At 50.9% G+C, this 26,540-nt stretch carries 18 protein-coding genes, 2 tRNA genes and 5 other RNA genes; 11 read left to right on the top strand and 14 right to left on the bottom strand.

Features of this window, described 5'->3' with window-relative positions; genetic code table 11:
- Positions 1-7: 7 nt before the first annotated feature.
- The 4 genes from oppC to J1G48_RS12360 form a co-directional block, all read right to left on the bottom strand.
- Complete coding sequence (oppC, locus tag J1G48_RS12345) at positions 8-916, bottom strand: oligopeptide ABC transporter permease OppC (RefSeq protein WP_000979653.1); 909 nt, start codon at positions 914-916, stop codon at positions 8-10.
- Between the two features lie 14 nt (positions 917-930).
- Positions 931-1,851, bottom strand: coding sequence for an oligopeptide ABC transporter permease OppB (gene oppB / locus J1G48_RS12350; RefSeq protein ID WP_000911097.1), 921 nt, complete (start codon positions 1,849-1,851; stop codon positions 931-933).
- A 121-nt stretch (positions 1,852-1,972) separates the two neighbouring features.
- On the bottom strand, positions 1,973-3,604 hold the full coding sequence (oppA, locus tag J1G48_RS12355) for an oligopeptide ABC transporter substrate-binding protein OppA (protein WP_001677023.1): 1,632 nt from the start codon (positions 3,602-3,604) through the stop codon (positions 1,973-1,975).
- Positions 3,605-4,367: 763 nt separating this feature from the next.
- Entirely contained in the window at positions 4,368-5,015 is a 648-nt protein-coding gene (locus J1G48_RS12360) for a YchE family NAAT transporter (protein ID WP_000615840.1), read from the bottom strand.
- 476 nt (positions 5,016-5,491) lie between these two features.
- On the opposite strand from J1G48_RS12360, the gene adhE reads away from it, so the two are divergent.
- On the top strand, positions 5,492-8,170 hold the full coding sequence (gene adhE / locus J1G48_RS12365) for a bifunctional acetaldehyde-CoA/alcohol dehydrogenase (protein ID WP_000301678.1): 2,679 nt from the start codon (positions 5,492-5,494) through the stop codon (positions 8,168-8,170).
- A 196-nt stretch (positions 8,171-8,366) separates the two neighbouring features.
- Here adhE and tdk read toward each other — a convergent pair whose 3' ends face one another.
- Positions 8,367-8,984, bottom strand: coding sequence for a thymidine kinase (tdk, locus tag J1G48_RS12370; protein ID WP_000068095.1), 618 nt, complete (start codon positions 8,982-8,984; stop codon positions 8,367-8,369).
- Between the two features lie 662 nt (positions 8,985-9,646).
- Between tdk and hns the strand changes: the two genes are divergently transcribed.
- Positions 9,647-10,060, top strand: coding sequence for a histone-like nucleoid-structuring protein H-NS (gene hns / locus J1G48_RS12375; protein ID WP_001287383.1), 414 nt, complete (start codon positions 9,647-9,649; stop codon positions 10,058-10,060).
- Positions 10,061-10,191: 131 nt separating this feature from the next.
- Here hns and galU read toward each other — a convergent pair whose 3' ends face one another.
- The 3 genes from galU to rssA form a co-directional block, all read right to left on the bottom strand.
- The gene (gene galU, locus J1G48_RS12380; protein WP_000729450.1) at positions 10,192-11,100 is read right to left on the bottom strand and encodes a UTP--glucose-1-phosphate uridylyltransferase GalU; all 909 of its coding nucleotides are present in this window, start codon (positions 11,098-11,100) and stop codon (positions 10,192-10,194) included.
- 202 nt (positions 11,101-11,302) lie between these two features.
- Entirely contained in the window at positions 11,303-12,316 is a 1,014-nt protein-coding gene (gene rssB / locus J1G48_RS12385; RefSeq protein ID WP_000193432.1) for a two-component system response regulator RssB, read from the bottom strand.
- Between the two features lie 90 nt (positions 12,317-12,406).
- Positions 12,407-13,312: a patatin-like phospholipase RssA gene (rssA, locus tag J1G48_RS12390; protein WP_001230575.1), complete on the bottom strand. Its 906-nt coding sequence runs from the start codon at positions 13,310-13,312 to the stop codon at positions 12,407-12,409.
- Positions 13,313-13,422: 110 nt separating this feature from the next.
- Here rssA and J1G48_RS12395 point away from each other — a divergent pair, with 110 nt between their 5' ends.
- The 9 genes from J1G48_RS12395 to J1G48_RS12435 all read left to right on the top strand — a co-directional run bounded on the left by J1G48_RS12395 (position 13,423) and on the right by J1G48_RS12435 (position 16,018).
- Positions 13,423-13,881 (top strand): YchJ family protein, encoded by a 459-nt coding sequence (locus tag J1G48_RS12395; protein ID WP_001540172.1) that lies wholly within the window; start codon positions 13,423-13,425, stop codon positions 13,879-13,881.
- Positions 13,882-13,931: 50 nt separating this feature from the next.
- Positions 13,932-14,774, top strand: coding sequence for a formyltetrahydrofolate deformylase (gene purU, locus J1G48_RS12400; protein WP_001191156.1), 843 nt, complete (start codon positions 13,932-13,934; stop codon positions 14,772-14,774).
- 170 nt (positions 14,775-14,944) lie between these two features.
- Positions 14,945-15,086: non-coding RNA, RtT sRNA (locus J1G48_RS12405), on the top strand.
- A 28-nt stretch (positions 15,087-15,114) separates the two neighbouring features.
- Positions 15,115-15,199 (top strand) — tRNA-Tyr (locus J1G48_RS12410).
- Between the two features lie 44 nt (positions 15,200-15,243).
- Positions 15,244-15,375, top strand: a non-coding RNA gene (locus J1G48_RS12415) — RtT sRNA.
- A gap of 34 nt (positions 15,376-15,409) precedes the next feature.
- Positions 15,410-15,494: transfer RNA gene (locus J1G48_RS12420), tRNA-Tyr, on the top strand.
- Positions 15,495-15,537: 43 nt separating this feature from the next.
- Positions 15,538-15,669, top strand: a non-coding RNA gene (locus J1G48_RS12425) — RtT sRNA.
- Between the two features lie 43 nt (positions 15,670-15,712).
- Positions 15,713-15,843, top strand: a non-coding RNA gene (locus J1G48_RS12430) — RtT sRNA.
- Positions 15,844-15,886: 43 nt separating this feature from the next.
- Positions 15,887-16,018, top strand: a non-coding RNA gene (locus J1G48_RS12435) — RtT sRNA.
- 102 nt (positions 16,019-16,120) lie between these two features.
- On the opposite strand, the gene J1G48_RS12440 is transcribed toward J1G48_RS12435, so the two are convergent.
- The 6 genes from J1G48_RS12440 to narK form a co-directional block, all read right to left on the bottom strand.
- A complete protein-coding gene (locus J1G48_RS12440) occupies positions 16,121-17,650 on the bottom strand; it encodes a tetratricopeptide repeat protein (protein ID WP_001212720.1) in 1,530 nt (509 codons plus the stop codon).
- Between the two features lie 241 nt (positions 17,651-17,891).
- Positions 17,892-18,569 carry a respiratory nitrate reductase subunit gamma gene (gene narI, locus J1G48_RS12445; RefSeq protein WP_000545594.1) on the bottom strand — a complete coding sequence of 226 codons (678 nt, stop codon included), beginning with the start codon at positions 18,567-18,569 and terminating at the stop codon, positions 17,892-17,894.
- A complete protein-coding gene (gene narJ, locus J1G48_RS12450; protein WP_000571673.1) occupies positions 18,569-19,279 on the bottom strand; it encodes a nitrate reductase molybdenum cofactor assembly chaperone in 711 nt (236 codons plus the stop codon). Before narJ ends, narI begins: the two co-directional genes overlap by 1 nt.
- The gene (gene narH, locus J1G48_RS12455) at positions 19,276-20,814 is read right to left on the bottom strand and encodes a nitrate reductase subunit beta (protein ID WP_000702615.1); all 1,539 of its coding nucleotides are present in this window, start codon (positions 20,812-20,814) and stop codon (positions 19,276-19,278) included. The genes narJ and narH overlap by 4 nt, the downstream gene beginning before the upstream one ends.
- A complete protein-coding gene (locus tag J1G48_RS12460; protein WP_000032882.1) occupies positions 20,811-24,554 on the bottom strand; it encodes a nitrate reductase subunit alpha in 3,744 nt (1,247 codons plus the stop codon). The genes narH and J1G48_RS12460 overlap by 4 nt, the downstream gene beginning before the upstream one ends.
- Positions 24,555-24,941: 387 nt before the next feature.
- A complete protein-coding gene (narK, locus tag J1G48_RS12465) occupies positions 24,942-26,339 on the bottom strand; it encodes a nitrate transporter NarK (RefSeq protein WP_000019841.1) in 1,398 nt (465 codons plus the stop codon).
- Positions 26,340-26,540: the final 201 nt, after the last annotated feature.

Consider the following 26,540-nt stretch of genomic DNA (forward strand, 5'->3'; position numbering starts at 1 on the left):
GTACTCCTTAACGATCTTTCGGGTCGAGGGCATCACGCAGGCCATCGCCAATAAAGTTAAAACAGAATAACGTCACCACGAGAAAGCCAGCCGGAAACAGCAGCAGCCACGGTGAGACTTCCATTGAATTTGCGCCATCGCTCAATAACGCTCCCCAACTGCTTAACGGTTCCTGCGTCCCAAGCCCCAGGAAACTGAGGAAAGACTCAAACAGAATCATGCTGGGCACCAGCAACGATGCATACACTACCACTACGCCCAGGACGTTAGGCACAATATGGCGGATCACAATGCTGGCAGTCGACACACCACCCACCTGCGCGGCTTCGATGAATTCTTTACGTTTAAGACTTAGGGTTTGGCCACGCACGATACGCGCCATATCAAGCCAGGAGACCATGCCGATGGCGACGAAAATCAACAGAATGTTCTGCCCAAAAAACGTCACCAGCAAAATCACAAAGAACATAAACGGGAACGAGTTGAGGATCTCCAACAAACGCATCATCACAGAATCAATTTTGCCGCCCAGATAGCCGGACAGCGAGCCATACAGCGTTCCGACAATGACCGCCACCAGCGCGGCGGCAATCCCGACCATTAATGAGATACGCCCGCCGATGGCAACGCGCACCAACAGATCGCGCCCGGAAGAGTCAGTGCCGAAATAGTGACCGGACGCCATATCCGGCGCACTGGACATCATGCCCCAGTCGGTATCGAAATAGGTAAATTGCGACAGCATAGGCGCCACTGTCACGAACAGGGCTATCAGAAACAGGACAATAAGACTGGCCACCGCCGCACGGTTATGCATAAAGCGCCGACGGGCATCTTGCCAAAGGCTGCGACCTTCCACCTCCAGCTTTTCACTGAAATTTTCCAGCGTCTCGCTGTTTTTCTTACTTAACATCATCGCGAGCTCCAGTATCAATAGCGAATTTTCGGGTCGATAACGGCATAGAGCACATCGACAATGGCGTTAAATAATATGGTCAGCGCCCCGACCAGAATGGTCAAACTTAACACCAGCGAGTAATCGCGGTTGAGCGCGCCATTAACGAAAAGCTGCCCAATGCCCGGTAAGCCATAAATAGTTTCAATCACCATTGAGCCGGTAATAATGCCGACAAAGGCTGGCCCCATATAGGATAAAACCGGCAGCAGCGCAGGTTTTAACGCATGGCGGAAGATGATTCTGCGCATCGGTAATCCTTTTGCCCGCGCGGTACGAATAAAGTTCGAATGCAGAACTTCAATCATTGAGCCGCGCGTAATACGAGCGATGCTGGCAATATAGGCCAGTGAAAGCGCGACCATCGGCAGGATCATAAATTTTAACGCCCCGCCGTTCCAGCCGCCGCCAGGCAGCCATTGCAAGGTTATTGCAAAGACCATCACCAGTAGCGGCGCTACCACAAAACTGGGGATAACGACGCCGGTCATGGCAAATCCCATCACCGTATAATCCCATCGCGTATTTTGCTTTAGCGCGGCAATCACGCCAGCACTGACACCAATAATGACCGCCAGCAAAAAAGCGGCAGCGCCAAGTTTCGCCGAAACGGGGAAGCTGGCGGCAACCAGATCGTTGACCGTGTAATCTTTGTATTTAAACGATGGTCCAAAATCGCCATGCGCCAGCTGCTTCAGGTAGCTGAAGTACTGCGTCATGATGGGATCGTTCAGATGATATTTTGCTTCAATATTGGCCAGCACTTCCGGCGGCAATGCGCGCTCGCCAGTAAAAGGGCTACCCGGCGCGAGGCGCATCATAAAGAAAGAGATGGTAATAAGAATAAACAGCGTCGGAATCGCTTCCAGACAGCGGCGTAAAATAAATTTCAACATTGCCCGTACCTTCTGGCCTGTGCCTTTACTTCCCGGACGTGACAAAAGATCCGCCAGGGAAAGTTATAGTGCGATGAAAAAAGACACCATGGGACAACCGCAGTTGTCCCATGTCTTGCCATTAATGTTTGATAATATATAAGTTTTTCACATAAATATTATCCAGCGGGTCTTTACCGGTATACCCGCCCACCCAAGGTTTCACCAGGCGCGCGTTAACGTAGTAATACACCGGCACAATAGCCGAGTCTTTATCTAACTGCTGCTCCGCTTTAGCGTAGAGTTCGCTGCGCTGCGTATCGTCCGCCACTTTCAGCGTGTCAGCAATCAGCTTATCAAACGCCGGGCTATTATAATGCGCGGTGTTATTTGAACTGTCGGACAACATAGTATTCAGGAATGAGGTCGGTTCATTATAATCTGCGCACCACCCGGCTCTGGCAACATCAAAGGTGCCCTGATGACGGGTATCCAGGAAGGTTTTCCATTCCTGATTCTCCAGATTCACATTGACGCCCAGATTTTTCTTCCAGATAGACGCCACGGCAATGGCCAGTTTTTTATGCAGATCGGAGGTGTTATACAGCAGGTCGAATGTTAAGGGCTTATCCGCCGTAAAGCCGGCTTCAGCCAACAATTTCTTCGCTTCTTCATTACGCTTTTGCTGGGACCATTTGAACCACTCAGGCTCTACCAGTTTTGCGCCATCGGTATACGGCGGCGTGTAGCTATAAGCGGGTAAATCGCCCTGATTTTTAACCTTATTAACAATAATGTCGCGATCTAACGCCAGTTTCAGCGCGGTACGCACGCGGACATCGTTAAACGGCGCTTTTTGATTATTAATTTCGTAATAATAGGTACACAAATAAGGGTCTACGCGGACTTCATTCGGGATCTCTTTTTTCAGTTTCTGGAATAATTCGATCGGCATATTGTTATAAGTCATATCGATCTCGCCGCTGCGGTAGCGGTTGACATCCGTCACCTCCGAAGAGATAGGCAAATAAGTTACCTGATTGATGACGGTTTTGTCGTTATCCCAGTATTGCGGGTTACGCTCCAGCACGATACGTTCGTTCACCACCCAGTTTTTTAACTTATAAGCGCCGTTAGTGACAATATTGGCCGGTTGTGTCCACTTATCGCCAAATTTTTCGACCGCTGATTTCGGTACAGGAGACACTGAAGGGTGGACCAACAATTTGTAGAAATAAGGCACCGGCTCACTTAAGGTCACTTCAAAGGTGTGATCATCAAGCGCTTTTACCCCCAGATCGGTGGCGGGTTTTTTACCGGCGATAATGTCATCGATATTAGCGATATGACCGTATTGCAGATAGCTGGCGTACGGCGATGCCGTATTAGGATCGGCCAGGCGTTGCCAGCTATAAACGAAATCATGGGCAGTGACGGGCGTACCATCTGACCATTTCGCATTTTCACGTAGATGGAATGTCCAGACTTTAAAATCTTTATTCTCCCATTTTTCCGCGACGCCCGGTGAAGGATGCCCCTCGACATCACTAATTAATAAGCCTTCAAAGAGATCACGGCTAACGTTCGATTCCGGCACGCCTTCAATTTTATGCGGGTCGAGAGACTGCACTTCTGATCCATTATTACGTACCAACGTTTGCTTGTCGGCTAACTGAACACCGGCGGGCACGTCTGCCGCAGTCGCGGCGCTGGCGGCGATGAGCGCAGTGAGTATTCCCACTGCAATTAAACTTTTTTTCGTGATGTTAGACATTGTGTTTGTACTCCACTCATTATAATTACTGGTTTTTACCAGCCTGTTTAATCCCGTCAGGGTTCCTGTACAGCACTGGTGGTGTACTGCCAGGTCTGTCACTGCTTTTGCTATCACCGACTTTATTTATTCTGACGATTCGTTCGATCGCCTTTCGTCGATTCGGTATACGACGTACCTGCCCACGTCGCACGTTATTTCTGACAACCATCTAAATGAAAATAGTTATCAACAATGTGAAATCTTCTACAAAAATGTTTGGCCGAAAAGTATCAAATGCGTTTCTGAACCGCCAATTCATTTTACAATTTTGTTAACCAATTCTCTTTTATGGAAAAATCCCTGCCCAAAAAAACAGTTAAACAATGTTAAAAATCTTTGATTTATTCTTTATAATCAATAAGTTGAAAGAAAAATATCTCTCTGTCGCATCGTAGGTTATGCCTGCGCCAGAAAACACACACAAATTTAACAAATGCTCATTATTTAGCACATTCATCTACGATGGAGCTGAAACAACTAATAACATTTCAATAATCCTTCATCAAGCCCCAGAGTATGGTGTGAATAAAATAACAGACCTACCGCTTCTCACGGTCTCAGTAATGTTGATAATAGTTTGATTAATAAAAATAAATAGCGTTAGATTATATTAGTATTTTTATCATTTAAACGCTGAATGCTTATCAAAGTAAGAAGTGTTACGTGGGAATGTCACAAGGCGGCCCCTTAGGGCGCCGCCTGTAAATCAGCAGGTGGGAGTTTAGTTGAGCAAGCCGGGGAAAATGCCTTTTATTCCTGTGACAATAAATTCGATGCCGAGCGCCATTAACAACAACCCCATGATTCGGGTAATAACGTTGATACCGGTTTGCCCCAGCAAACGAACCAGCCACGGCGCCATACGGAACACGCCCCAGCAGCAAAGCGCAAAAAGCGCAATGGCAACTGAAAAACCAAGCAAATGCGCGATGCTGTGATAACGCGTCCCCCAGACGATAGTGGAGCTGATCGCCCCTGGCCCCGCCATTAACGGCAGCGCTAACGGCACAACGCCAATGCTCTCGCGTATGGCCGTCTCTGACTTTTCTTGCTTGTTTTGTTTATCTTCCCCCAGCTTCCCGCTGATCATCGACATTGCAATGGTGACAACCAGGATACCGCCCGCAATTCTGAACGAGTCAATAGAAATACCAAACAGCTGCAGGATGCCATCGCCGAGGAATAAGGAACTCCACAAGATAATCGCAACCGACAGATTCGCGGTGAGGTTAGTTTTATTACGCGCCGTGGCCGTCTGGTAGCTGGTCATGCTGATGAAAACGGGGATAATCCCCACCGGGTTAACCAGCGCAAAGAGCCCGATAAAGAACTTAAAGTAAACAGGAAAATCAAAAAGCGGTTGAATCACGGTTAGCTCCGAAGCGTTAGCCGGATGAAGTCAATGTTCGTTAATGATCAAAACGCGCAGAAGATACGCCTTTTATTCGCATAGTTCACCTCTTATCTACACCTAATTTCATCCATTCATCGCTGTTATTTATATGTACTCGTTATGCTAATCCACTTACTCTTCATGACAACGATTTCTTAACAATTTACATAAAAGGCTAAAATGGCCTGCTGAAAGGTGTCAGCTTTGCGTAATCTTGATTTAGATCACACAATCGCTACTCAGAAGTGAGTAATCTTGCTTACGCCACCTGGACGTAACGCGTTAGAGTTAAATGATACTAACGCAGAAGCTCTTTTAGTAAATCAGAGCGAAACGGACGTTAAGTAACCACCTGAATTTCAGGCATTTATACAAAGTATCGTCGATCTGTCTATACTCACGTATCGCGCAGATGATTTACTAAAAAAGTTTAACATTATCAGGAGAGCATTATGGCTGTTACTAATGTCGCTGAACTTAACGCACTCGTAGAGCGTGTAAAAAAAGCCCAGCGTGAATATGCCAGTTTCACTCAAGAACAGGTCGACAAAATCTTCCGCGCCGCCGCTCTGGCAGCCGCTGATGCCCGCATTCCGCTGGCCAAAATGGCCGTCGCCGAATCCGGTATGGGCATCGTGGAAGACAAAGTGATTAAAAACCACTTCGCTTCTGAATATATTTACAATGCTTATAAAGATGAAAAAACCTGCGGTGTGCTGTCTGAAGACGACACCTTCGGGACCATCACCATTGCCGAACCTATCGGCATTATTTGCGGTATCGTTCCAACCACTAACCCGACCTCTACCGCGATCTTCAAATCGCTGATTAGCCTGAAGACCCGTAACGCCATCATCTTTTCTCCGCATCCGCGTGCTAAAGAAGCAACCAACAAAGCGGCAGACATCGTTCTGCAAGCGGCTATCGCTGCCGGCGCGCCGAAAGATCTGATTGGCTGGATCGATCAACCTTCCGTAGAACTGTCTAACGCGTTGATGCACCACCCGGATATTAACCTGATCCTCGCCACTGGCGGTCCAGGCATGGTTAAAGCTGCATACAGCTCCGGTAAACCGGCTATCGGCGTAGGCGCAGGCAACACTCCGGTTGTCATTGATGAAACTGCGGATATCAAACGCGCTGTGGCGTCTGTTCTGATGTCTAAAACCTTTGATAACGGCGTAATCTGTGCTTCTGAACAGTCTGTTGTCGTTGTTGATTCCGTCTATGATGCCGTTCGCGAACGTTTCGCCAGCCACGGCGGCTACATGCTGCAGGGCCAGGAGCTGAAAGCGGTTCAAAACGTTATCCTGAAAAATGGCGCTCTGAACGCCGCTATCGTCGGTCAGCCAGCCTACAAAATTGCTGAACTGGCAGGCTTCTCCGTACCAGAAACCACCAAGATTCTGATCGGTGAAGTTACGGTCGTTGATGAAAGCGAACCGTTCGCACACGAAAAACTGTCTCCGACTCTGGCGATGTACCGTGCGAAAGATTTCGAAGAAGCGGTAGAAAAAGCAGAAAAACTGGTCGCTATGGGCGGTATCGGTCACACCTCCTGCCTGTACACTGACCAGGATAACCAGCCAGAACGCGTTGCTTACTTCGGTCAGATGATGAAAACCGCGCGTATCCTGATCAACACCCCGGCCTCTCAGGGTGGTATCGGTGACCTGTACAACTTCAAACTCGCACCTTCCCTGACGTTGGGTTGTGGTTCCTGGGGTGGTAACTCCATCTCTGAAAACGTTGGTCCGAAACACCTGATCAACAAGAAAACCGTTGCTAAGCGAGCTGAAAACATGTTGTGGCACAAACTTCCGAAATCTATCTACTTCCGCCGTGGCTCTCTGCCCATCGCGCTGGATGAAGTGATTACTGATGGCCACAAACGTGCGCTCATCGTGACTGACCGCTTCCTGTTCAACAACGGCTATGCAGACCAGATCACCTCTGTGCTGAAAGCGGCTGGCGTTGAAACCGAAGTCTTCTTCGAAGTTGAAGCCGACCCGACTCTGAGCGTTGTGCGCAAAGGCGCTGAGCTGGCGAACTCCTTCAAACCAGACGTGATCATCGCGCTGGGCGGCGGTTCCCCGATGGACGCCGCGAAAATCATGTGGGTCATGTACGAACATCCGGAAACTCACTTCGAAGAGCTGGCGCTGCGCTTTATGGACATCCGTAAACGTATCTACAAGTTCCCGAAAATGGGCGTGAAAGCGAAAATGATCGCCGTCACCACCACTTCCGGTACCGGTTCTGAAGTCACACCGTTTGCGGTTGTGACCGACGATGCAACCGGTCAGAAATATCCGCTGGCTGACTACGCCCTGACCCCGGATATGGCGATTGTCGACGCCAACCTGGTGATGGATATGCCGAAGTCCCTGTGTGCGTTCGGTGGTCTGGATGCGGTAACTCACGCCCTGGAAGCTTACGTTTCCGTACTGGCTTCTGAGTTCTCTGACGGTCAGGCTCTTCAGGCTCTGAAACTGCTGAAAGAAAACCTGCCGGCGTCTTACCACGAAGGGTCTAAAAACCCGGTTGCGCGTGAACGTGTTCACAGTGCAGCGACTATCGCCGGTATCGCGTTTGCCAACGCCTTCCTCGGTGTATGTCACTCCATGGCGCACAAACTGGGCTCTCAGTTCCACATTCCGCACGGTCTGGCGAACGCCCTGCTGATTTGTAACGTTATCCGCTACAACGCGAATGACAACCCGACCAAGCAGACCGCTTTCAGCCAGTACGATCGTCCGCAGGCACGCCGTCGTTACGCTGAAATTGCTGACCACCTGGGCCTGAGCGCGCCGGGCGACCGTACCGCCGCTAAGATTGAAAAACTGCTGGCATGGCTGGAAAGCATTAAAGCTGAGCTGGGTATTCCTAAGTCTATCCGTGAAGCAGGCGTGCAGGAAGCTGACTTCCTGGCACACGTTGACAAACTGTCTGAAGATGCCTTCGATGACCAGTGCACCGGCGCTAACCCGCGTTATCCACTGATCTCCGAACTGAAACAGATTCTGCTGGATACCTACTACGGTCGTGATTTCACCGAAGGTGAAGTTGCAGCGAAGAAAGACGTCGTTGCCGCACCGAAAGCAGAGAAAAAAGCGAAAAAATCCGCTTAATTCGTTATCTGTTTTAGCATGACAATAACGGCCTCAATTGAGGCCGTTTTTTTGTTTTACCTGTTTATCTGATGCCTGAAGGCGCTATGCTGATCATCTGGCCTACGTGCTCACGGCACGCCCTTCGTCAGGAGGCCTGAATAATGACCTCCAAAGCGCTACAGGGCGTTTTATAAGCCGATCTTTACCTCAGGTATCATATGTGCCGATGACGCTCCTGAATCGCCGTCAGTGAGTCCTCCTCCAGCGCGTCCTTATAATGCTTACGGCAAACTGAAACGTAGCGTTCATTCCCGCCAATAACCACCTGTTCGCCTTCGTTATAAGGCCTGCCGTCCTGATCAAGGCGCAGAACCATACTGGCTTTACGACCGCAGAAACAGATAGTTTTTAATTCCACCAGCTTATCTGACCATGCCAGCAAGTATTGGCTGCCGACAAAGAGCTCCCCACGAAAGTCTGTTCGTAGCCCATAGCAAAGTACTGGAATATCTAATTTGTCGACAACCTCGGATAATTGATAAACCTGCTGGCGAGTCAAAAACTGGCTTTCGTCGACTAACACGCAATGTATTGTCTGCCGCGCGCTCTCGGCACGAATCTCTTCAAACAAGGATGTATTTTGGTTAAACAATTTTGCCGGCGACGACAAACCGATACGAGAGCTGACTTTGCCTGCGCCGAAACGATCGTCGATTTCCGCCGTATATACGACGGTACGCATCCCGCGTTCCTGATAATTGTATGAAGATTGCAGCAGTGCAGTCGACTTACCCGCATTCATTGCCGAATAGTAGAAATATAGCTGTGCCATTGGTCGCAGGACCTCACCTGAGTGAAATAAAGATTGGCGGGATTGTACCATAATTTACCGACGCGACGGCGCGGCTCGCGCTCCGGTGAGTATTAAGAATTGTACAAACATCGCTCACTATACCCAAAATAATTCGCGTTGCTTAAAGGCGGCAAGGGAGTGAGTCCCTAGGAGCATAGATAACTATGTGACTGGAGTGAGCGAGCGTAGCCAACGCATAAGCAACTTGAAGTATGAAGGGTATATACACATTCCTTCACAAATTATGCCGTTAAAATTCATCAACAATGCTTATCATCACCCGCCAATATGAAAACCTTGTACTTATTGTTACCGTTACTCATACCCGGTGCAAAGTAATAGGGTTTTCTTGTAAGGAAATCTAATACAAGAGATTGATATCTCAGCAATGAGATCGTATTTCATCATGATAAAATGTGACCTGACTCCTAAATTTTTAGCGACAGACGGTGAGTATCCCCCCTGCCAATAAGCTCTTTTTTGTGCGGCGCCTCAAGGAAAATTTAAGTTGAGATAATTAAAACGTGTGCTTAATAAAGCGTAATTTTGAATTCCTTACATTCCTGGCTATTGCACAACTGAATTTATCGCTCTATTATTAGCTCAACAAACCACCCCAATATAAGTTTGAGATTACTACAATGAGCGAAGCACTTAAAATTCTGAACAACATCCGTACTCTTCGTGCGCAGGCAAGAGAATGTACTCTGGAAACGCTTGAAGAAATGCTGGAAAAATTAGAAGTTGTCGTTAATGAGCGTCGTGAAGAAGAAAGCGCTGCTGCTGCTGAAGTGGAAGAACGCACTCGTAAACTGCAACAGTATCGTGAAATGTTAATTGCCGACGGCATTGACCCGAATGAACTGCTGAATAGCATGGCTGCCGCTAAATCCGGTACCAAAGCTAAACGCGCAGCTCGTCCGGCTAAATATAGCTATGTTGACGAAAACGGTGAAACTAAAACCTGGACTGGCCAGGGTCGTACACCGGCTGTAATCAAAAAAGCAATGGAAGAACAAGGTAAGCAACTGGAAGATTTCCTGATCAAGGAATAATTTACTTCCTGGATGCTTAAAATCCCGCCGCTGGCGGGATTTTTTTTGCCTGAGTTCTCCGCTGACGACCCCAGGCATAAAAAAAGCGCCGGATTTACCAGCGCTTCTGTTAAAAAATTTATAACGTATCGTTACTTCTTAATACCCATTTCTTCTTCAAGCCAGGCTTTAAATTCAGCACCCAGCGAATTATGACGGATGCCATATTCAACGAATGCCTGCATATATCCTAACTTATTACCACAGTCATGGCTTTTACCCTTCATGTGGTAGGCTTCAACCGTTTCTTTTTCGATCAGCATATCGATAGCATCGGTCAACTGAATTTCATCCCCGGCGCCCGGAGGGGTTTTCGCCAGCAACGCCCAGATATCCGCGCTCAACACATAACGCCCGACAATCGCAAGGTTAGACGGCGCGACATCCGCTTTTGGTTTTTCAACCACGCCAACCATCGGCACACTTTCGCCCGGTGCCAGCTCAACGCCTTTACAATCGACCACGCCGTATGCAGTCACATCTTCTACTGGCTCAACCATAATCTGGCTATTGCCGGTTTCATCGAAACGGCGGATCATTTCAGCCAGGTTATCCTGAGACAGGTCGGACTCATATTCGTCAAGAATAACGTCTGGCAGAATAACAGCGACAGGTTCGTTTCCGACAACGGGATGCGCGCACAATACGGCATGGCCCAGGCCTTTTGCCAGCCCTTGACGTACCTGCATAATAGTGACATGCGGAGGGCAAATAGACTGAACCTCCTCCAGAAGCTGACGCTTAACGCGTTTTTCCAGCATCGCTTCCAGCTCAAAACTGGTATCAAAGTGGTTTTCAATAGAGTTTTTAGACGAGTGCGTAACAAGCACGATTTCAGTAATGCCAGCAGCGATACATTCGTTCACGACGTACTGAATTAATGGCTTATCAACCAGCGGCAGCATCTCTTTCGGGATAGCTTTGGTCGCTGGCAGCATCCTGGTTCCCAATCCCGCGACCGGGATAACGGCTTTTTTGACTTTCGAATTAAGGGCAGCCATTTAAAATTCTCCTGGACTGTTCATGTATTGAACGTGTTCATTAATCTGTATCGTGTTCCAGTATATCAGTACCAGAACAAGCCTCAGGTCCAAAAAGGACTTATATTGGTATAATTAAGACAAATACTTATAAATCTGCCGCAGATAGTAACACTCGTCGGGAAAGGCCGGTAAAGCAATTTCCGCTCACTCTTCCGTTTGGTCATTCCGCAGACAACATCAATCGCAGACGCCCTCCTGCGCCCCATATTTGACACTGCCACGAGTCGCAACGCTGGCTTAATTGGTTAAGGTAGGCGTTACCCAATGTTCCTAGCGGCACGCCGCTGCTAATTTGAACCTGATGAGCGCCCGTATTTAAGGTGGCGTTCAATCCGGCGGAGACGAGAATCAAATTTTTGAGCTCACTGTGATAGTAGCCGACAAATAGCGGGAATTGCCCAGGTAAATTGGCTTGTCTGAGCAGATGATTTACCTGTTTTAATAGCGCGCCTAACTCCGGTAAACGGTGCTTTTGTTGGCCGAGCTGATCCTGCAATAAGCCGTTAAATAGCGCCCGCAGCAACAATGCGGCTAACACGCCGTTATCGCCCGCCCGGGTGACATCCAGGCAATAAAATGCCAGTTCGTTATCAGATAGCGGCGCAATATCCAGCACCAGTCCAGGCTGATCGGCGGAGACGAGCTGCCGGTAATTAATGCGGCAATGAGAAATCACCTGCTGTACCGGGGGCTGCAATTCCTGCAACAATTGCGCTGCGGCGGTCGGATTACTCACCATTGCATCCCAGTCACGAAACAGGCGTTCTTCTTCTTCAACCCGCGAGTTAAACATATTAGGGTACAAGCAAGCGAATACGGTTTCCCGCAAGCGGTTGAGATCTTTTACCGGCTTCAGCAAGACATCTTCAACCCCAAGGCGTAACGCTTTGGCGATATCCGCCATATTTTCTGTTGCGGAAATAACCAGAATAGGCGTCTGGTCTCCGCGATTACGTAAGTTTTCTACCAGTTTGAGACCGTTCATTCTCGGCATAGCGATATCACATATCATGAGATCAGGGGTAAAACGCCCCATCAACTCCAGGGCATCTACCCCGTCGCCTGCCAATGCCGTTGTCGCTCCCAAAGAGGAAAACCACGAATCCAGAAGCGAGCGAAATACAGGCTCGTCTTCAACAATAAGAATCTGTTTTCCGACCAATGGCTGCGTCATGTTCTCTCCCCTGACTGGCTTTAATCAATAGTGGCATGGTATTGCCGCTTGCGCCTGTCAGAATTTGCTTAAGTGATCGTAAAAGGTACATTAAACGTCGGTACGCACCAAGGGTATAAGTTCGTCCATCTTTTTCTCTACGGCTAACTGACCCGCCGCAATAGCGGCATGGGCGCGATGAAAATCCAGCGTTGAGATTTGCGGACAGAATGGTTGAATGAGAATATCAGGCGGATCGCCAGCCATACGGTTACGTTTAAGACGATTTTCCAACACCTGGATGGAGGTTGTCATGATTTCCATTGCCCCAGGCGAACTCACGCCACGGCGTGAAGTCAGGCTACTGAAACGTTCTTTTAAACGCTTATGCCAGGGCAGCGCATCATCGCTCTCTTCATTGATATTCCCGACATTTACAGAGAGCAAATCTTGCTGCATGAGGTGGGCATCATGTTGCAGGTCTACCGCAATAACGATATCAGCCCCCAGCGCCCTGGTTAACGAAACAGGTACCGGATTAACGACTGCGCCATCTACCAGCCAGTAACCGTTATGCTCAACCGGAGACATCAGCCCTGGCATACTGCACGACGCGCGTACAGCAAGGTGTAGATCGCCTTCAGTAAACCATAGCTCTCGTCCCGTGCTAAGATTCGTCGCGACCGCGCCAAAACGTCTTGAACAGTGGTCAAAATCCGTGACGGGCATAATATCCCGATAGTGATTAAATACGCGTTCGCCGCGAAGCAACCCTCCTCTGCCCCAGGATACATCCATCAGGCGTAAAACATCCCAGTAGCGGAATGAACATACCCACTGTTCAAGCGCCGATAATTTATTACAGGCATACGCGGCGCCGACCAGCGAACCTATTGAGCATCCTGCAACGATATCAATATCAATGCCTGTTTGCTTGAGGGCTTTGATGACCCCAATATGAGACCATCCTCTCGCTGCGCCAGATCCCAGCGCCAGCCCTATTTTCATTTTTCTCATCGTACTTAACGACTTCCCCTGGCTTCAAGACGTAGCAACATCGCCACTGCTCAGTTAACATAATGCCACCCTGGCGTTCAACGCCGTTTTTTATATTCAGGGAGATTATTGTGTCTCAGCCTTGTCCCTGTGGTAGCGCTGACGAGTATAGCCTATGTTGTGGTCGTATTGTGTCCGGAGAACGAGTAGCACCCGATCCGTCACATCTCATGCGCTCTCGTTACTGCGCTTTTGTGATGAAAGACGCAGATTACTTAATTAAGAGCTGGCATCCAACCTGCAATGCGGCCGCGTTTCGTGATGATATCATCGCCGGATTTGCCAATACCAGGTGGCTCGGCCTGACTATTTTTGAACATACCTGGTCAGAAGCAGAAAATACAGGGTATGTTAGTTTTATCGCGCGTTTTTCCGAACAAGGGAAAACCGGGGCGATTATCGAACGTTCTCGTTTTATCAAAGAAAACGGTCAGTGGTATTATATTGACGGTACCCGCCCGCAGTTGGGTCGAAATGATCCCTGCCCGTGCGGTTCAGGCAAAAAATTTAAAAAGTGCTGCGGCCAGTGACGCCTGACAGTATCGATACAGCAAACACTCTCAACAGGATTTTTCCGGCAATGCAATCACTACAACGTAAAGTTCTGCGTACTATTTGTCCCGATCAAAAAGGCCTTATCGCGCGGATTACCAACATTTGCTATAAGCACGAGCTTAATATTGTGCAAAACAATGAATTTGTGGACCATCGCACCGGACGCTTTTTTATGCGGACCGAGCTGGAAGGCATCTTCAATGATTCCACTCTCCTGGCCGATCTGGATAGCGCCTTACCGGAAGGCTCTGTTCGTGAACTCAATCCCGCCGGACGCCGTCGGGTAGTGATTCTGGTTACCAAAGAGGCGCATTGTCTGGGCGACCTGCTGATGAAAGCCAACTATGGCGGGCTGGATGTTGAAATCGCCGCGGTCATTGGCAACCATGAAACGTTACGCTCGCTGGTTGAACGTTTTGAGATCCCTTTCGAACTGGTCAGCCATGAGGGATTAACGCGTGAAGAGCATGACACGAAGATGGCGGACGCCATTGATGCCCATCAACCGGACTATGTAGTGCTGGCCAAGTATATGCGTGTTTTGACGCCAGGTTTTGTGGCGCGCTTCCCGAACAAAATTATCAATATCCACCACTCATTCCTGCCGGCGTTTATCGGCGCGCGTCCTTATCATCAGGCCTATGAGCGCGGCGTGAAAATCATCGGCGCTACCGCGCACTATGTGAATGATAATCTGGATGAAGGCCCAATCATTATGCAGGACGTGATTCACGTCGATCACACCTACACCGCAGAAGATATGATGCGTGCCGGGCGCGACGTTGAGAAAAACGTATTAAGCCGCGCGCTGTATCAGGTTCTGGCACAGCGAGTCTTTGTTTACGGCAATCGGACGATTATTCTTTAATCGTCAGTAATATGAATTGATTAGCTTTAATCCGTTACGGATGAAAAGTACGCAAACAGTTCATTTCAGGCAAAGGAATGCTTTACAGCGGCGTGTCATTTGATATGATGCGCCCCGCTTCCCAAAAGGAAGCGGGCCAGTATTAAGCATTACCCCGTGGTGGGGTTCCCGAGCGATCATAAGGGAGCTGACTGCAAATCTGCCGTCATCGACTTCAAGGTTCGACTCGAGCAATAGTGAGAGAACGTTGCCGCAGGCAACGGCCCGAAGGGTGAGGAGCTTTAGCTCCGAATAATCCTTCCCGCTATAGAATGCAAGCAGCATAATGAATTTATCCCGTGGTGGGGTTCCCGAGCGGCCAAAGGGAGCAGACTGTAAATCTGCCGTCATCGACTTCGAAGGTTCGAATCCTTCCCCCACCACCATTATTCACTACAGCGATGTAGTTAACTCGATGAGCAATGCAGAAGTCTGCACTTGTCGGGGAAGGGTGAGAACCCTCGATTAAGGTTCGACTCGAGCGAAAGCGAGAGAACGTTGCCAACGGCAACGGCCCGTAGGGTGAGGAGCGAAGCGACGAATAATCCTTCCCCCACCACCATCTTCAAGCTTTACCTACAATTTGAATTACCCCTGGTGGGGTTCCCGAGCGGCCAAAGGGAGCAGACTGTAAATCTGCCGTCATCGACTTCGAAGGTTCGAATCCTTCCCCCACCACCATCACTCCCGTCGCGTATCTTATCCCCGCTAAGCACAGTGCCTTATATCTCTCTGTACGGGAAGGATGAGAAGCTTCGACTAAGGTTCGATTCGAGCGTCAGCGAGAAAGCGTTGCCGCAGGCAACGACCCGAAGGGCGAAGCGCGCAGCGCTGAGTCATCCTTCCCCCACCACCATCACTTCCGTCGCGTATCTTATCCCCGTTAAGCACAGTGTCTCATATCTCTCCGTACGGGAAGGATGAGAAGCTTCGATTAAGGTTCGATTCGAGCGCAGCGAGAAAGCGTTGCCGCAGGCAACGACCCGAAGGGCGAAGCGCGCAGCGCTGAGTCATCCTTCCCCCACCACCATCACTCCCGTCGCGTATCTTATCCCCGTTAAGCATAGTGTCTCATATCTCTCTGTACGGGAAGGATGAGAAGCTTCGACTAAGGTTCGATTCGAGCGAAAGCGAGAAAGCGTTGCCGCAGGCAACGACCCGAAGGGCGAAACGCGCAGCGCTGAGTCATCCTTCCCCCACCACCATGACTTCATAAGGCACCAATTTCAAATCAATCAGCACTGCCCCGTATCCTTACCCCACAGGCAGACTTCACACCATGGCGCCATAGCTTATTGGCTATCTTATCAATACTTCTTCCTGGCAATCTTTTTCGCCTCCTTTGACTGGTTGATTTTTCGCCTGATGAGATCAAAGGCGGCATATGTCTCGCTAAGTTGATCTGGGGTAAGCGTTCCCTTGAGTCGGTTTCTTTCGGCAATGAGCGCTGAACAATCATCCTTAGATTTTTCCGTATATATACTTGCCATGTAATACCAAATATAGGCCTGCTTATTATCTTTAGGCACCCCCTGGCGCCCATGAGCATAAATTTCCCCAAGCGCTAATTGTGCCGGAGTAAACCCCTGCTCTGCCGCTTTAAGGTACCACTTCAGCGCATTCCGGCTATTTTCAGGCACGCCTCTTCCCGTGCTATATGCTACGCCAAGCTGATATTGCGCTTTCGCAAAATCCTGTTTTGCTGCTTTTCGATACCATGCGATAGCCTGTCTGTCGCTTTGCGCGACGCCGCGACCAAAAGCAGACATGATGCCCAGATGCGTTTGCGCAGCAGGCAGTCCCTGGCGTGCGGCTTTGCGATACCACGCCAGCGCCTGTTGGTAGTCCTGAGATACGCCCTCACCCTGCATAAACATCACGCCGATCGCATCCTGCGCCTCGGCCAATCCTTGCGCTGCGGCTCTGCGATACCACTCCAGCGCCAGGTTGTGATCTTTCAATAAGTGATAACCGTTGTAATACCATACGCCAAAATTGTACTGTACCTTTGCCATCACGCGTTGCGCTGTTTTTCGATACCACGTCTGAGAGTGAACCTGGTCAGCGGGATGCGCTTTATCATAGAGCGCATTCAGCGGAATGTGGCCTGGCGTATAGCTGCTTGGTATACCTTCATTAAGCCAGTAAACTGCCTGACGATAATCCTGAGGCACGCCTTCACCATAAAAATAGGCAACACCGAGATAAAGTTGCGCGGGGTAGTACATATTTTCCGCCGCTTTACGCATCAAGATCGCCGTTTGCTGATAATCCTGAGGGACGCCCTGACCGTGGGCGTACATTACTCCAAGCTTAAATTGTGCTGACGAAGCTGAACCCTGGCCGCGGACAACGCCCGCATCATTGGTTGGAGAGGCGGCTTTTCGATACCACTCCAGCGCTAGCTGGGTATTTTGGGGAAACCCATCGCCATACATATAGGCGTCACCGAGGATTTCTTGCGTACTACTATCCCCTAGCTCTGCCGCCTTGCGATACCACTCCAGCGCTTTTTGTCGACTAAGTGGAAAATTTTCACCATAGTTGTAATGATAGCCAAGGATGAAATAGGAAAAATCAGAACCTTGTTTACCCGCTTTCTCCAGCCATTTTATGGCTAGTTTATAATCAGGCTTAACATATCGCCCCTCCGCATACCAGCTTCCAAGCGCGAACTGCGCGCTTTCATCTCCTTGTTCCGCTTTTTGCTCTAATTCCTGAACGTACTGGCATTCTTCTGAGTCGGGGGGATAGCGCTCCTCGCAGACAGCAGAGTGAGCCATTTTTGAAATAAATATATTTAATATTATTATTTTGAAAATTGATGAAAAACGCATACAACTATCCTTATTGTCGTTTATGGCGTGATTATATGCTGCATCATCCTTTTTCTGCTTACAAAAAACTCGCACAGATGCTGAATAAACTCAGAAACAAAGAGTCCGGATTCAGATGCCAGACATGGCAGATCCGCTGTAAACGAAACAAGGCGGCGGTCGATAAGGCATTTATGCCGCACTCCGGCAAACAGCCATAAAAAAACTCCGCCGAAGCGGAGTTTAGGGCATCGAGAGAAAATCAGTGACGTGCACGAACAATCTGGTATTTGCGGGTCAGGTACTCGACCGGCACGCTCCAGATATGCACCAGGCGCGAGAATGGGAATAACAGGAACAGCGTCATCCCCAGTACCAGGTGCATACGGAAGATAAAGGCCACACCGTCCAGATGTGCGGATGCGCCACCGTGGAAGGTCACAACTGACTGCGCCCACCCGACCAGCTTCATCATTTCACTCCCGTCCATATGCTGGGCGGAAAACGGAATGGTCAGCAGGCCCAGCGCGCACTGAATCACCAGCAGCGAGAGAATCAAAATATCTGCGCCGGTAGTGGTGGCGCGGACACGTGGGCTAAACAGACGACGCTTGAGCAGTAAAATACCGCCAACCAGTGTCAGCACGCCGCAGGCGCCGCCGGCAATCATCGCCATCTTCTGCTTCACGTCGACCGGCAGAAAAGCTTCATACATCCAGTGCGGCGTTAACATGCCCAGGAAGTGACCGGCGAAAATACCCAGAATCCCAATGTGGAACAGGTTTGACGCCAGGTTCATTCCTTTGCGATCCAGCATCTGACTGGAAGCCGCCCGCCAGGTGTACTGGCCGTAGTCGTAACGTAACCAGCTACCGATCAGAAATACCGATCCGGCAATGTACGGGTAGATATCAAAGAAGAACATATTCAGGAAGTGCATTAGTGCTGTCCTCCGGTGGTGATATTCAGATATTGCGGTGCCACGGCCCCGGCAAAACGACGCTGGTGAGCGGAGATTTCCGACTCACCACACCCTTGATCGGCGAAGAATTTCACCTGCTCTTCTTCCCAGACCGCATCCAACGCCTGCGGGGTATCATCACGTGCTTCATTCGCAATTTTTTCAGCCACTTTATCGCTGTCGATAACGGTATTCGCCAGTTTTAACAGCAGATCGAACAGCACCGCATAACGGCTGTCACGCTGTTGCAAACGTGCGCTGAGCAGCGCCAGAATCGGCGCGATATCCTGTAAACCCCCTAACGCTTCGCTTTTCGGCAATTGCGCAAGGTATTCCAGATACAGCGGCAGATGATCGGGAAGTTCGCGACTGTCGAGCTGCAAACCGTGCTGCTCATACTGTGCCATCAGGTCAACCATCGCCTGACCGCGATCGCGGGATTCCCCGTGTACATGTTCAAACAGCAGCAGCGATGTGGCGCGACCACGGTCAAACAGTTCGCTATAAGCGGCCTGTACATCCAGCAGGTCCTGCGCGGTTAAATCGCGCAGGAAAACGCCCAGAGTCTGGGCATCCTCTTTCTCCAGGTTCTCAGATGACGCGAGCGCATCGAACAACTCCTGCTGATGCTGCCACAGGGCAGCATCCGGGTACTCGAGCAGACGCGAAACAATGACGAGTTCAATCATGCGTGCGGCTCCGTTTTGCTGGTCACATCAACAGCGTCGATGCGGCGGCTGTTGAACAGATTGAATTTGGTATCAGACCCGTGGCAACCATCGCCGAAGGTAAAGCCACAACCGCTTTTCTCCGGGAATGCGTCACGCGCCAGTTCACGATGGCTGCTCGGCACCACAAAGCGATCTTCATAATTAGCAATTGCCAGGTAACGATACATTTCCTGCGCCTGGGCTTCGCTTAAACCCACCTCTTCCAGCGCGCGGGTATCCACTTTACCGTCTACGGTTTCCGCACGTTTGTAGTGACGCATCGCCAGCATCCGTTTCAGCGCCAACAGTACCGGCTGAGTGTCGCCAGCGGTCAACAAATTCGCCAGGTACTGCACCGGGATACGCAGACTGTCTACATCCGGCAGAATACCGTTGCTGCCCAGTTCACCCGCGTCGGCGGCAGACTGAATCGGTGACAAAGGCGGCACGTACCAGACCATCGGCAGCGTGCGGTATTCCGGATGCAGCGGCAGCGCCAGCTTCCAGTCCATCGCCATTTTGTATACTGGCGATTGCTGCGCCGCATCGATCACGCTCTGCGGCACGCCGTCCTTCAACGCCTGCTCAATGACAGCCGGATCGTTCGGATCGAGGAACACGTCCAGTTGACGCTGGTACAGATCTTTTTCGTTTTCCGTACTGGCGGCGCTTTCAATGGCATCGGCGTCATACAGCAGTACGCCAAGATAACGGATACGGCCCACGCAGGTTTCCGAGCAAACAGTCGGCTGACCCGCTTCAATACGCGGATAGCAGAAGATGCATTTTTCAGATTTGCCGCTCTTCCAGTTGAAGTAGATCTTCTTGTACGGGCAGCCGGTAATACACATCCGCCAGCCGCGGCACTTGTCCTGGTCGATCAGCACAATGCCGTCTTCTTCACGCTTGTAGATGGCACCGCTTGGGCAGGTCGCCACGCACGCCGGATTGAGGCAGTGCTCGCACAGGCGCGGCAAGTACATCATGAAGGTGTTTTCGAACTGGCCGTACATCGCCTTCTGCATGTTTTCGAAGTTCTGGTCTTTGGCGCGTTTTTCGAACTCGCCGCCCAGAATCTCTTCCCAGTTTGGCCCGCTAGTAATTTTGTCCATCCGCTGGCCGGTAATCAGCGAGCGCGGACGCGCGATCGGCTGATGTTTGCTGCCTTCCGGCGCGGTATGCAGGTTCTGGTAGTCGTAATCAAACGGCTCGTAGTAGTCGTCGATGCCCGGCAGATGCGGGTTAGCGAAGATTTTACCCAGCAGCAGCGCCCGGTTGCCCATGCGCGGCTGTAGTTTGCCGTTGATTTTGCGGATCCAGCCGCCTTTCCATTTTTCCTGATTTTCCCAGTCATTCGGAAAACCAACGCCAGGCTTACTTTCTACGTTGTTGAACCACGCGTATTCCATACCTTCGCGACTGGTCCAGACGTTTTTACAGGTGACTGAACAGGTATGACAGCCGATGCACTTATCGAGATTCAGCACCATGCCGACTTGTGAACGAATTTTCATTTTACGCTCTCCTGTACCTGGTCATTGCCTTCGCCATCCAACCAGTTAATGTTCTTCATCTTACGTACCACCACAAACTCATCGCGGTTGGAGCCGACGGTACCGTAGTAGTTAAAGCCGTAGGCTAACTGCGCATAGCCGCCGATCATATGGGTCGGTTTCGGCGTAATGCGCGTCACCGAGTTATGAATACCGCCGCGCTGCTGGGTAATTTCCGACCCCGGCAGGTTTACGATACGTTCCTGCGCGTGGTACATCATGGTCATGCCCGTCGGTACACGCTGGCTGACCACTGCGCGTGCGGTCAATGCGCCGTTGCTGTTGAAGACTTCGATCCAGTCGTTATCTTCAATGCCCAGATCTTTGGCGTCGGTTTCGCTCATCCATACAATCGGGCCGCCACGCGACAAGGTCAGCATCAACAGGTTATCGCTGTAGGTCGAGTGGATACCCCATTTCTGGTGCGGCGTCAGGAAGTTGAGCGCCTTCTCCGGATTACCGTTGGATTTACGCCCCATCACCGCTTTCACCGAGCGGGTGTCGATCGGTGGGCGATACACCAGCAGACTTTCGCCGAAGTCGCGCATCCACTGGTGATCCTGATACAACTGTTGACGACCAGACAGCGTACGCCACGGGATCAGCTCGTGAACGTTGGTATAACCGGCGTTATAAGAAACATGCTCATCTTCCAGACCAGACCAGGTCGGGCTGGAGATAATTTTGCGCGGCTGGGCCTGAATATCGCGGAAGCGGATTTTCTCTTCTTCTTTATTGGTTGCCAGATGCGTATGGTCGCGACCGGTAAACTCGCTCAGCGCCGCCCAGGCTTTCACCGCCACCTGACCGTTGGTTTCCGGCGCTAACGTCAGGATCATCTCTGCCGCGTCAATCGCCGTGTTGAGCATCGGCTGGCCTTTCGCCGGACCGTCCGCTTTGGTGTAATTGAGCTTACGCAGCAAGTCCATTTCGCTCTGCGTGTTCCAGGCAATCCCTTTCCCGCCGTTGCCGATTTTCTCCATCAGCGGGCCGATAGAGGTAAAGCGTTCGTAAGTCGCCGGGTAATCGCGCTCAACGGTCATGATGTGCGGCGCGGTTTTCCCTGGAATCAGATCGCATTCGCCTTTTTTCCAGTCTTTCACGTCCAGCGGCTGCGCCAGTTCAGCGGCAGAATCGTGCTGGATCGGCAGCGTCACGACGTCAGTCTCTTTACCCAGGTGACCTACACAGACTTCGGAGAATTTCTTCGCAATGCCTTTGTAGATTTCCCAGTCGCTTTTCGATTCCCAGGCCGGATCTACGGCGGCAGACAGCGGATGAATAAACGGATGCATATCCGAGGTATTCATATCGTCTTTTTCATACCAGGTGGCGGTCGGCAGTACGATATCGGAGTACAGGCAGGTGCTCGACAGGCGGAAGTCCAGCGTCACCACCAGATCCAGTTTGCCGTCCAGGCCATTGTCACGCCACTCCACTTCTTCCGGCTTCACACCGCCCTGTTTACCCAGATCCAGCCCCTGAATACCATGCTCAGTACCCAGCAGATATTTCAGCATATACTCGTGACCTTTACCGGAAGACCCAAGCAGGTTTGAACGCCAGATGAACAGGTTACGCGGGTGGTTTTTACCGTTTTCCGGCTGCTCGGCGGCAAAGCGAATCGAACCCTCTTTCAGGGATTTGACGGTATAATCTACCGGCGTCATACCGGCTTTTTCCGCTTCACGCGCAATATACAGCGGGTTGGTACCTAACTGCGGTGCCGACGGCAACCAGCCCATACGCTCGGCGCGCACATTGAAGTCAATCAGATGGCCGCTATAGCGGGATTTGTCCGCCATCGGCGACAGTAATTCCTCGGCGGTCACCGTCTCGTAGCGCCACTGGCTGGAGTGGTTATAGAAGTAAGAGGTGCTATTCATGTGACGCGCCGGACGCTGCCAGTCAAGGGCAAACGCCAGCGGCTGCCAGCCGGTCTGCGGACGCAGTTTTTCCTGGCCGACGTAGTGCGCCCAACCGCCGCCGCTCTGACCAACGCAACCACAGAACACCAACATATTGATCAGCCCGCGATAGTTCATATCGAGGTGATACCAGTGGTTCAGACCGGCGCCAACGATAATCATTGAACGCCCGTGCGTTTTGTCCGCGTTATCGGCGAACTCCCGTGCGATACGGATGATCTGCGCCCGCGGCACGCCGGTGATCTGCTCGGCCCATGCTGGCGTATACGCTTTGGTATCATCATAACTGGCGGCACAATTTTCATCGTTCAGGCCGCGTTCCAGACCATAGTTCGCCATGGTCAGGTCATACACGGTGGTGACTAACGCTGAAGAACCATCGGCCAGTTGCAGACGTTTTGCCGGCAGTTTATGCAGCAGGACGTTATCCAGCGCCACATGATTAAAGTACTCTGAACCCTCGCCGCCGAAATACGGGAAGCCCACGTCAGCAATCTCATCCTGGCTGCCCAGCAAGCTGAGCTGCAATTCAGTTTCTGCACCGGTAGTCCCGTCGCGCTGTTCGAGGTTCCATTTGCCTTTTTCGCCCCAGCGGAAACCAATTGAACCGTTTGGCGCCACCATTTCACCGTTGCTGTTGATAGCGACGGTTTTCCATTCCGGGTTATTTTCCTGCCCCAGCGAATCAACGAGATCGGCAGCGCGCAGCATACGACCTGCGGCATAATAACCATCACGCTCTTCAAGCATCACCAGCATTGGCATGTCGGTATAGCGACGGACATAATCGGTGAAGTACTGGCGCGGGTTGTCGAGGTGGAACTCGCGCAGCATGACGTGGCCCATCGCCAGCGCCATCGCCGCATCGGTCCCCTGCTTCGGCGCCAGCCACAGATCGCACAGTTTGGCGATTTCAGCATAGTCCGGCGTCACCGCGACGGTTTTAGTGCCTTTGTAACGTACTTCGGTAAAGAAGTGGGCATCCGGCGTACGGGTTTGCGGCACGTTAGAGCCCCAGGCGATAATATAGCTGGAGTTGTACCAGTCAGCGGATTCCGGCACGTCGGTCTGCTCGCCCCAGGTTTGCGGGGAGGCTGGCGGCAGATCGCAGTACCAGTCGTAGAAGCTCAGGCAGGTACCGCCAATCAGTGAAAGATAACGTGCGCCGGAAGCGTAGGAAACCATCGACATCGCCGGGATGGGTGAGAAGCCCGCGACGCGGTCAGGGCCATAGGTTTTCACGGTGTACACGTTGGAAGCGGCGATCAGTTCGTTCACTTCCTGCCATGAGGAGCGAACAAAGCCGCCACGACCACGCGCCTGTTTGAAGCTTTTGGCTTTATCGGCATCTTCAATGATGGAGGCCCATGCCTCTACCGGATCGCGATGCAGTTTTTTCGCCTCGCGCCACATCTTCATCAGACGTTTGCGCATCAGCGGATATTTCAGTCGGTTAGCGCTGTAGAGATACCAGGAGTAGCTTGCGCCGCGCGGGCAGCCGCGAGGTTCATGGTTTGGCATATCGGGACGGGTGCGTGGGTAATCGGTTTGCTGTGTTTCCCAGGTCACCAGACCATTTTTGACATAAATTTTCCAGCTACAAGAACCGGTGCAGTTCACCCCATGGGTTGAGCGCACAATTTTGTCATGCTGCCAACGTTGGCGGTATCCGTCCTCCCAGTCCCGGTTTGTTTCGAGAAGCTGGCCGTGCCCATCGGCAAAGGTTTCGCCCTTCTGCTTGAAGTAGCGAAACCGGTCCAGGAATTTACTCATCGGGTTTCTCCTGTGTGGAACCTTACGGCTCTCTGATAAATCGACATTGCTTAACTAAGGGCGAAGGTAACGCGCTGAATGGGCGTGAGAATTGATAACGATCAAGGCGGACAGGGATGCAAATGGCGCGCAAACCTCCTGCATACTCCTTTTGGAGGAGGAGTTTTATTTATATATATTACTGATTTAATTACATAAAATTAAATTTACGCACAAATTGAATGTTAAATTTTCAACAAGTGGGTATTAAGGGGTATCCCCCTGGATGACCGATAAAAATGTGCGTGGTCAGCCCTGTCGCGCCTCTCTTCTTGACTATAAGTATGTTGTAACTAAATACAGGTAAAAAAAAGCGCGGTCTAACGCCGCGCAAAGGATAATCAAAAATTACTTTTTATTTTTAGAATGACGTCCATATACCGCCCAGGTAATAACGACGCAGGCGATATAGAAAATAAGAAAGACTTTCATCGCGCCGACTGGAGAACCAGTTAATGCTAAAGATGAACCAAACGCTTTCGGAATAAAAAAGCCGCCAATCGCGCCAATCGCGGAAATAAAGCCCAGCGCCGCCGCCGTATCGGTCGCCGCTTCACGCATGGCTCTTTCGTCCGACCCGCCTTCCGCTTTAACCCGGTCCATCGTCAGTTTACGGAAGATAACGGAGATCATCTGGAAGGTAGAACCACTCCCCAACCCCGCCGTCAGAAATAGCGCCAGAAATACCCCGTAGAACGCGATAAAGCTACCTCCAACGCCGCCAGTAGGTAATGTCAGGAACAGCAGACCGCTGAAAATCGCCATCAGGACAAAGTTGATAAGCGTGACGCGAGTCCCCCCCAGACGGTCAGAAATTGCGCCGCCTGCCGAACGCGCCAGCGCGCCGATAAACGGACCGAAAAACGCATAATGCAGGATCTGCACATCCGGGAATTGTGTTTTAGACAGCATAGCGAACCCCGCGGAGAAACCGATAAACGATCCGAAGGTCGCCAGATACAGCAGACTCATGATCCACAGATGACCACGTTTGAGCACCGGCAGTTGCTCTTTTAGCGAGGCCTTAGACGTCGCCAGTTCGTTCATGCCGAACCACGCCGCCAGCGTAAAAATGGCCAGGAAAGGCACCCAAATCCAGGCTGCGTTCGCCAGATAGAGCTGAGAACCGTCCGGCTGCTCTACACCGTGGCTGCCAAAGGCGGCAAAGATAGAGAGCGAAACCACCAGCGGCGCAACCAGCTGCATCACACTCACGCCCATATTGCCCAGACCACCGTTCAGACCCAGCGCGCCGCCCTGCTTTTGTTTAGGAAAGAAAAAGCTGATGTTCGCCATACTGGAGGCAAAGTTCGCGCCGGCAAAACCACACAGCAAGGAAATAATAATGAAAGTGCTAAATGGCGTACTGGTATCCTGAACGGCAAAGCCTAACCATACGCAGGGCACGATGAGGATACCGGTACTGAACGCTGTCCAGCGACGTCCGCCAAATAGCGGCACCATAAAGGAGTAAGGCACCCGTAGCAGCGCGCCGGAAACAGATGGCAGCGCAGTCAACATAAAGAGCTGATCGGTCGTAAAATTAAATCCCACTTTCGGCAGGTTCACCGCCACTGCGCTGAATAGCATCCAGACGCAAAACGCCAGCAGTAAACACGGGACAGAAATCCACAAATTACGGCTGGCGACACGATGGCCGTGCTGCTGCCAGAATGCCGGATCTTCCGGACGCCATTCCGTGATAACAGCGCCAGTTGCCCTTTCCGGGGCGGATGAGTGACTCATAGACACCTCTGATTCTTGATTTGATGTCTGCCACATTAGGGTTTACTGCCGAAGGTAAGTTGATATAAATCAAAGGAAAAGTCGTCATCACCGGCGACTAAAAAGCGTTATTACCCTTAATGAGTAGGCTATTTTGGTAAAAAAGCTGTGGTTTTTCACCATGCTGTGTCTGTCTACTCCTTCCCGTCGCAGATACCTCTC

Origin of the sequence: Salmonella sp. SAL-020 (assembly GCF_017372215.1) — a bacterium.
GTDB classification, from domain to species: Bacteria; Pseudomonadota; Gammaproteobacteria; order Enterobacterales; family Enterobacteriaceae; genus Salmonella; species Salmonella enterica.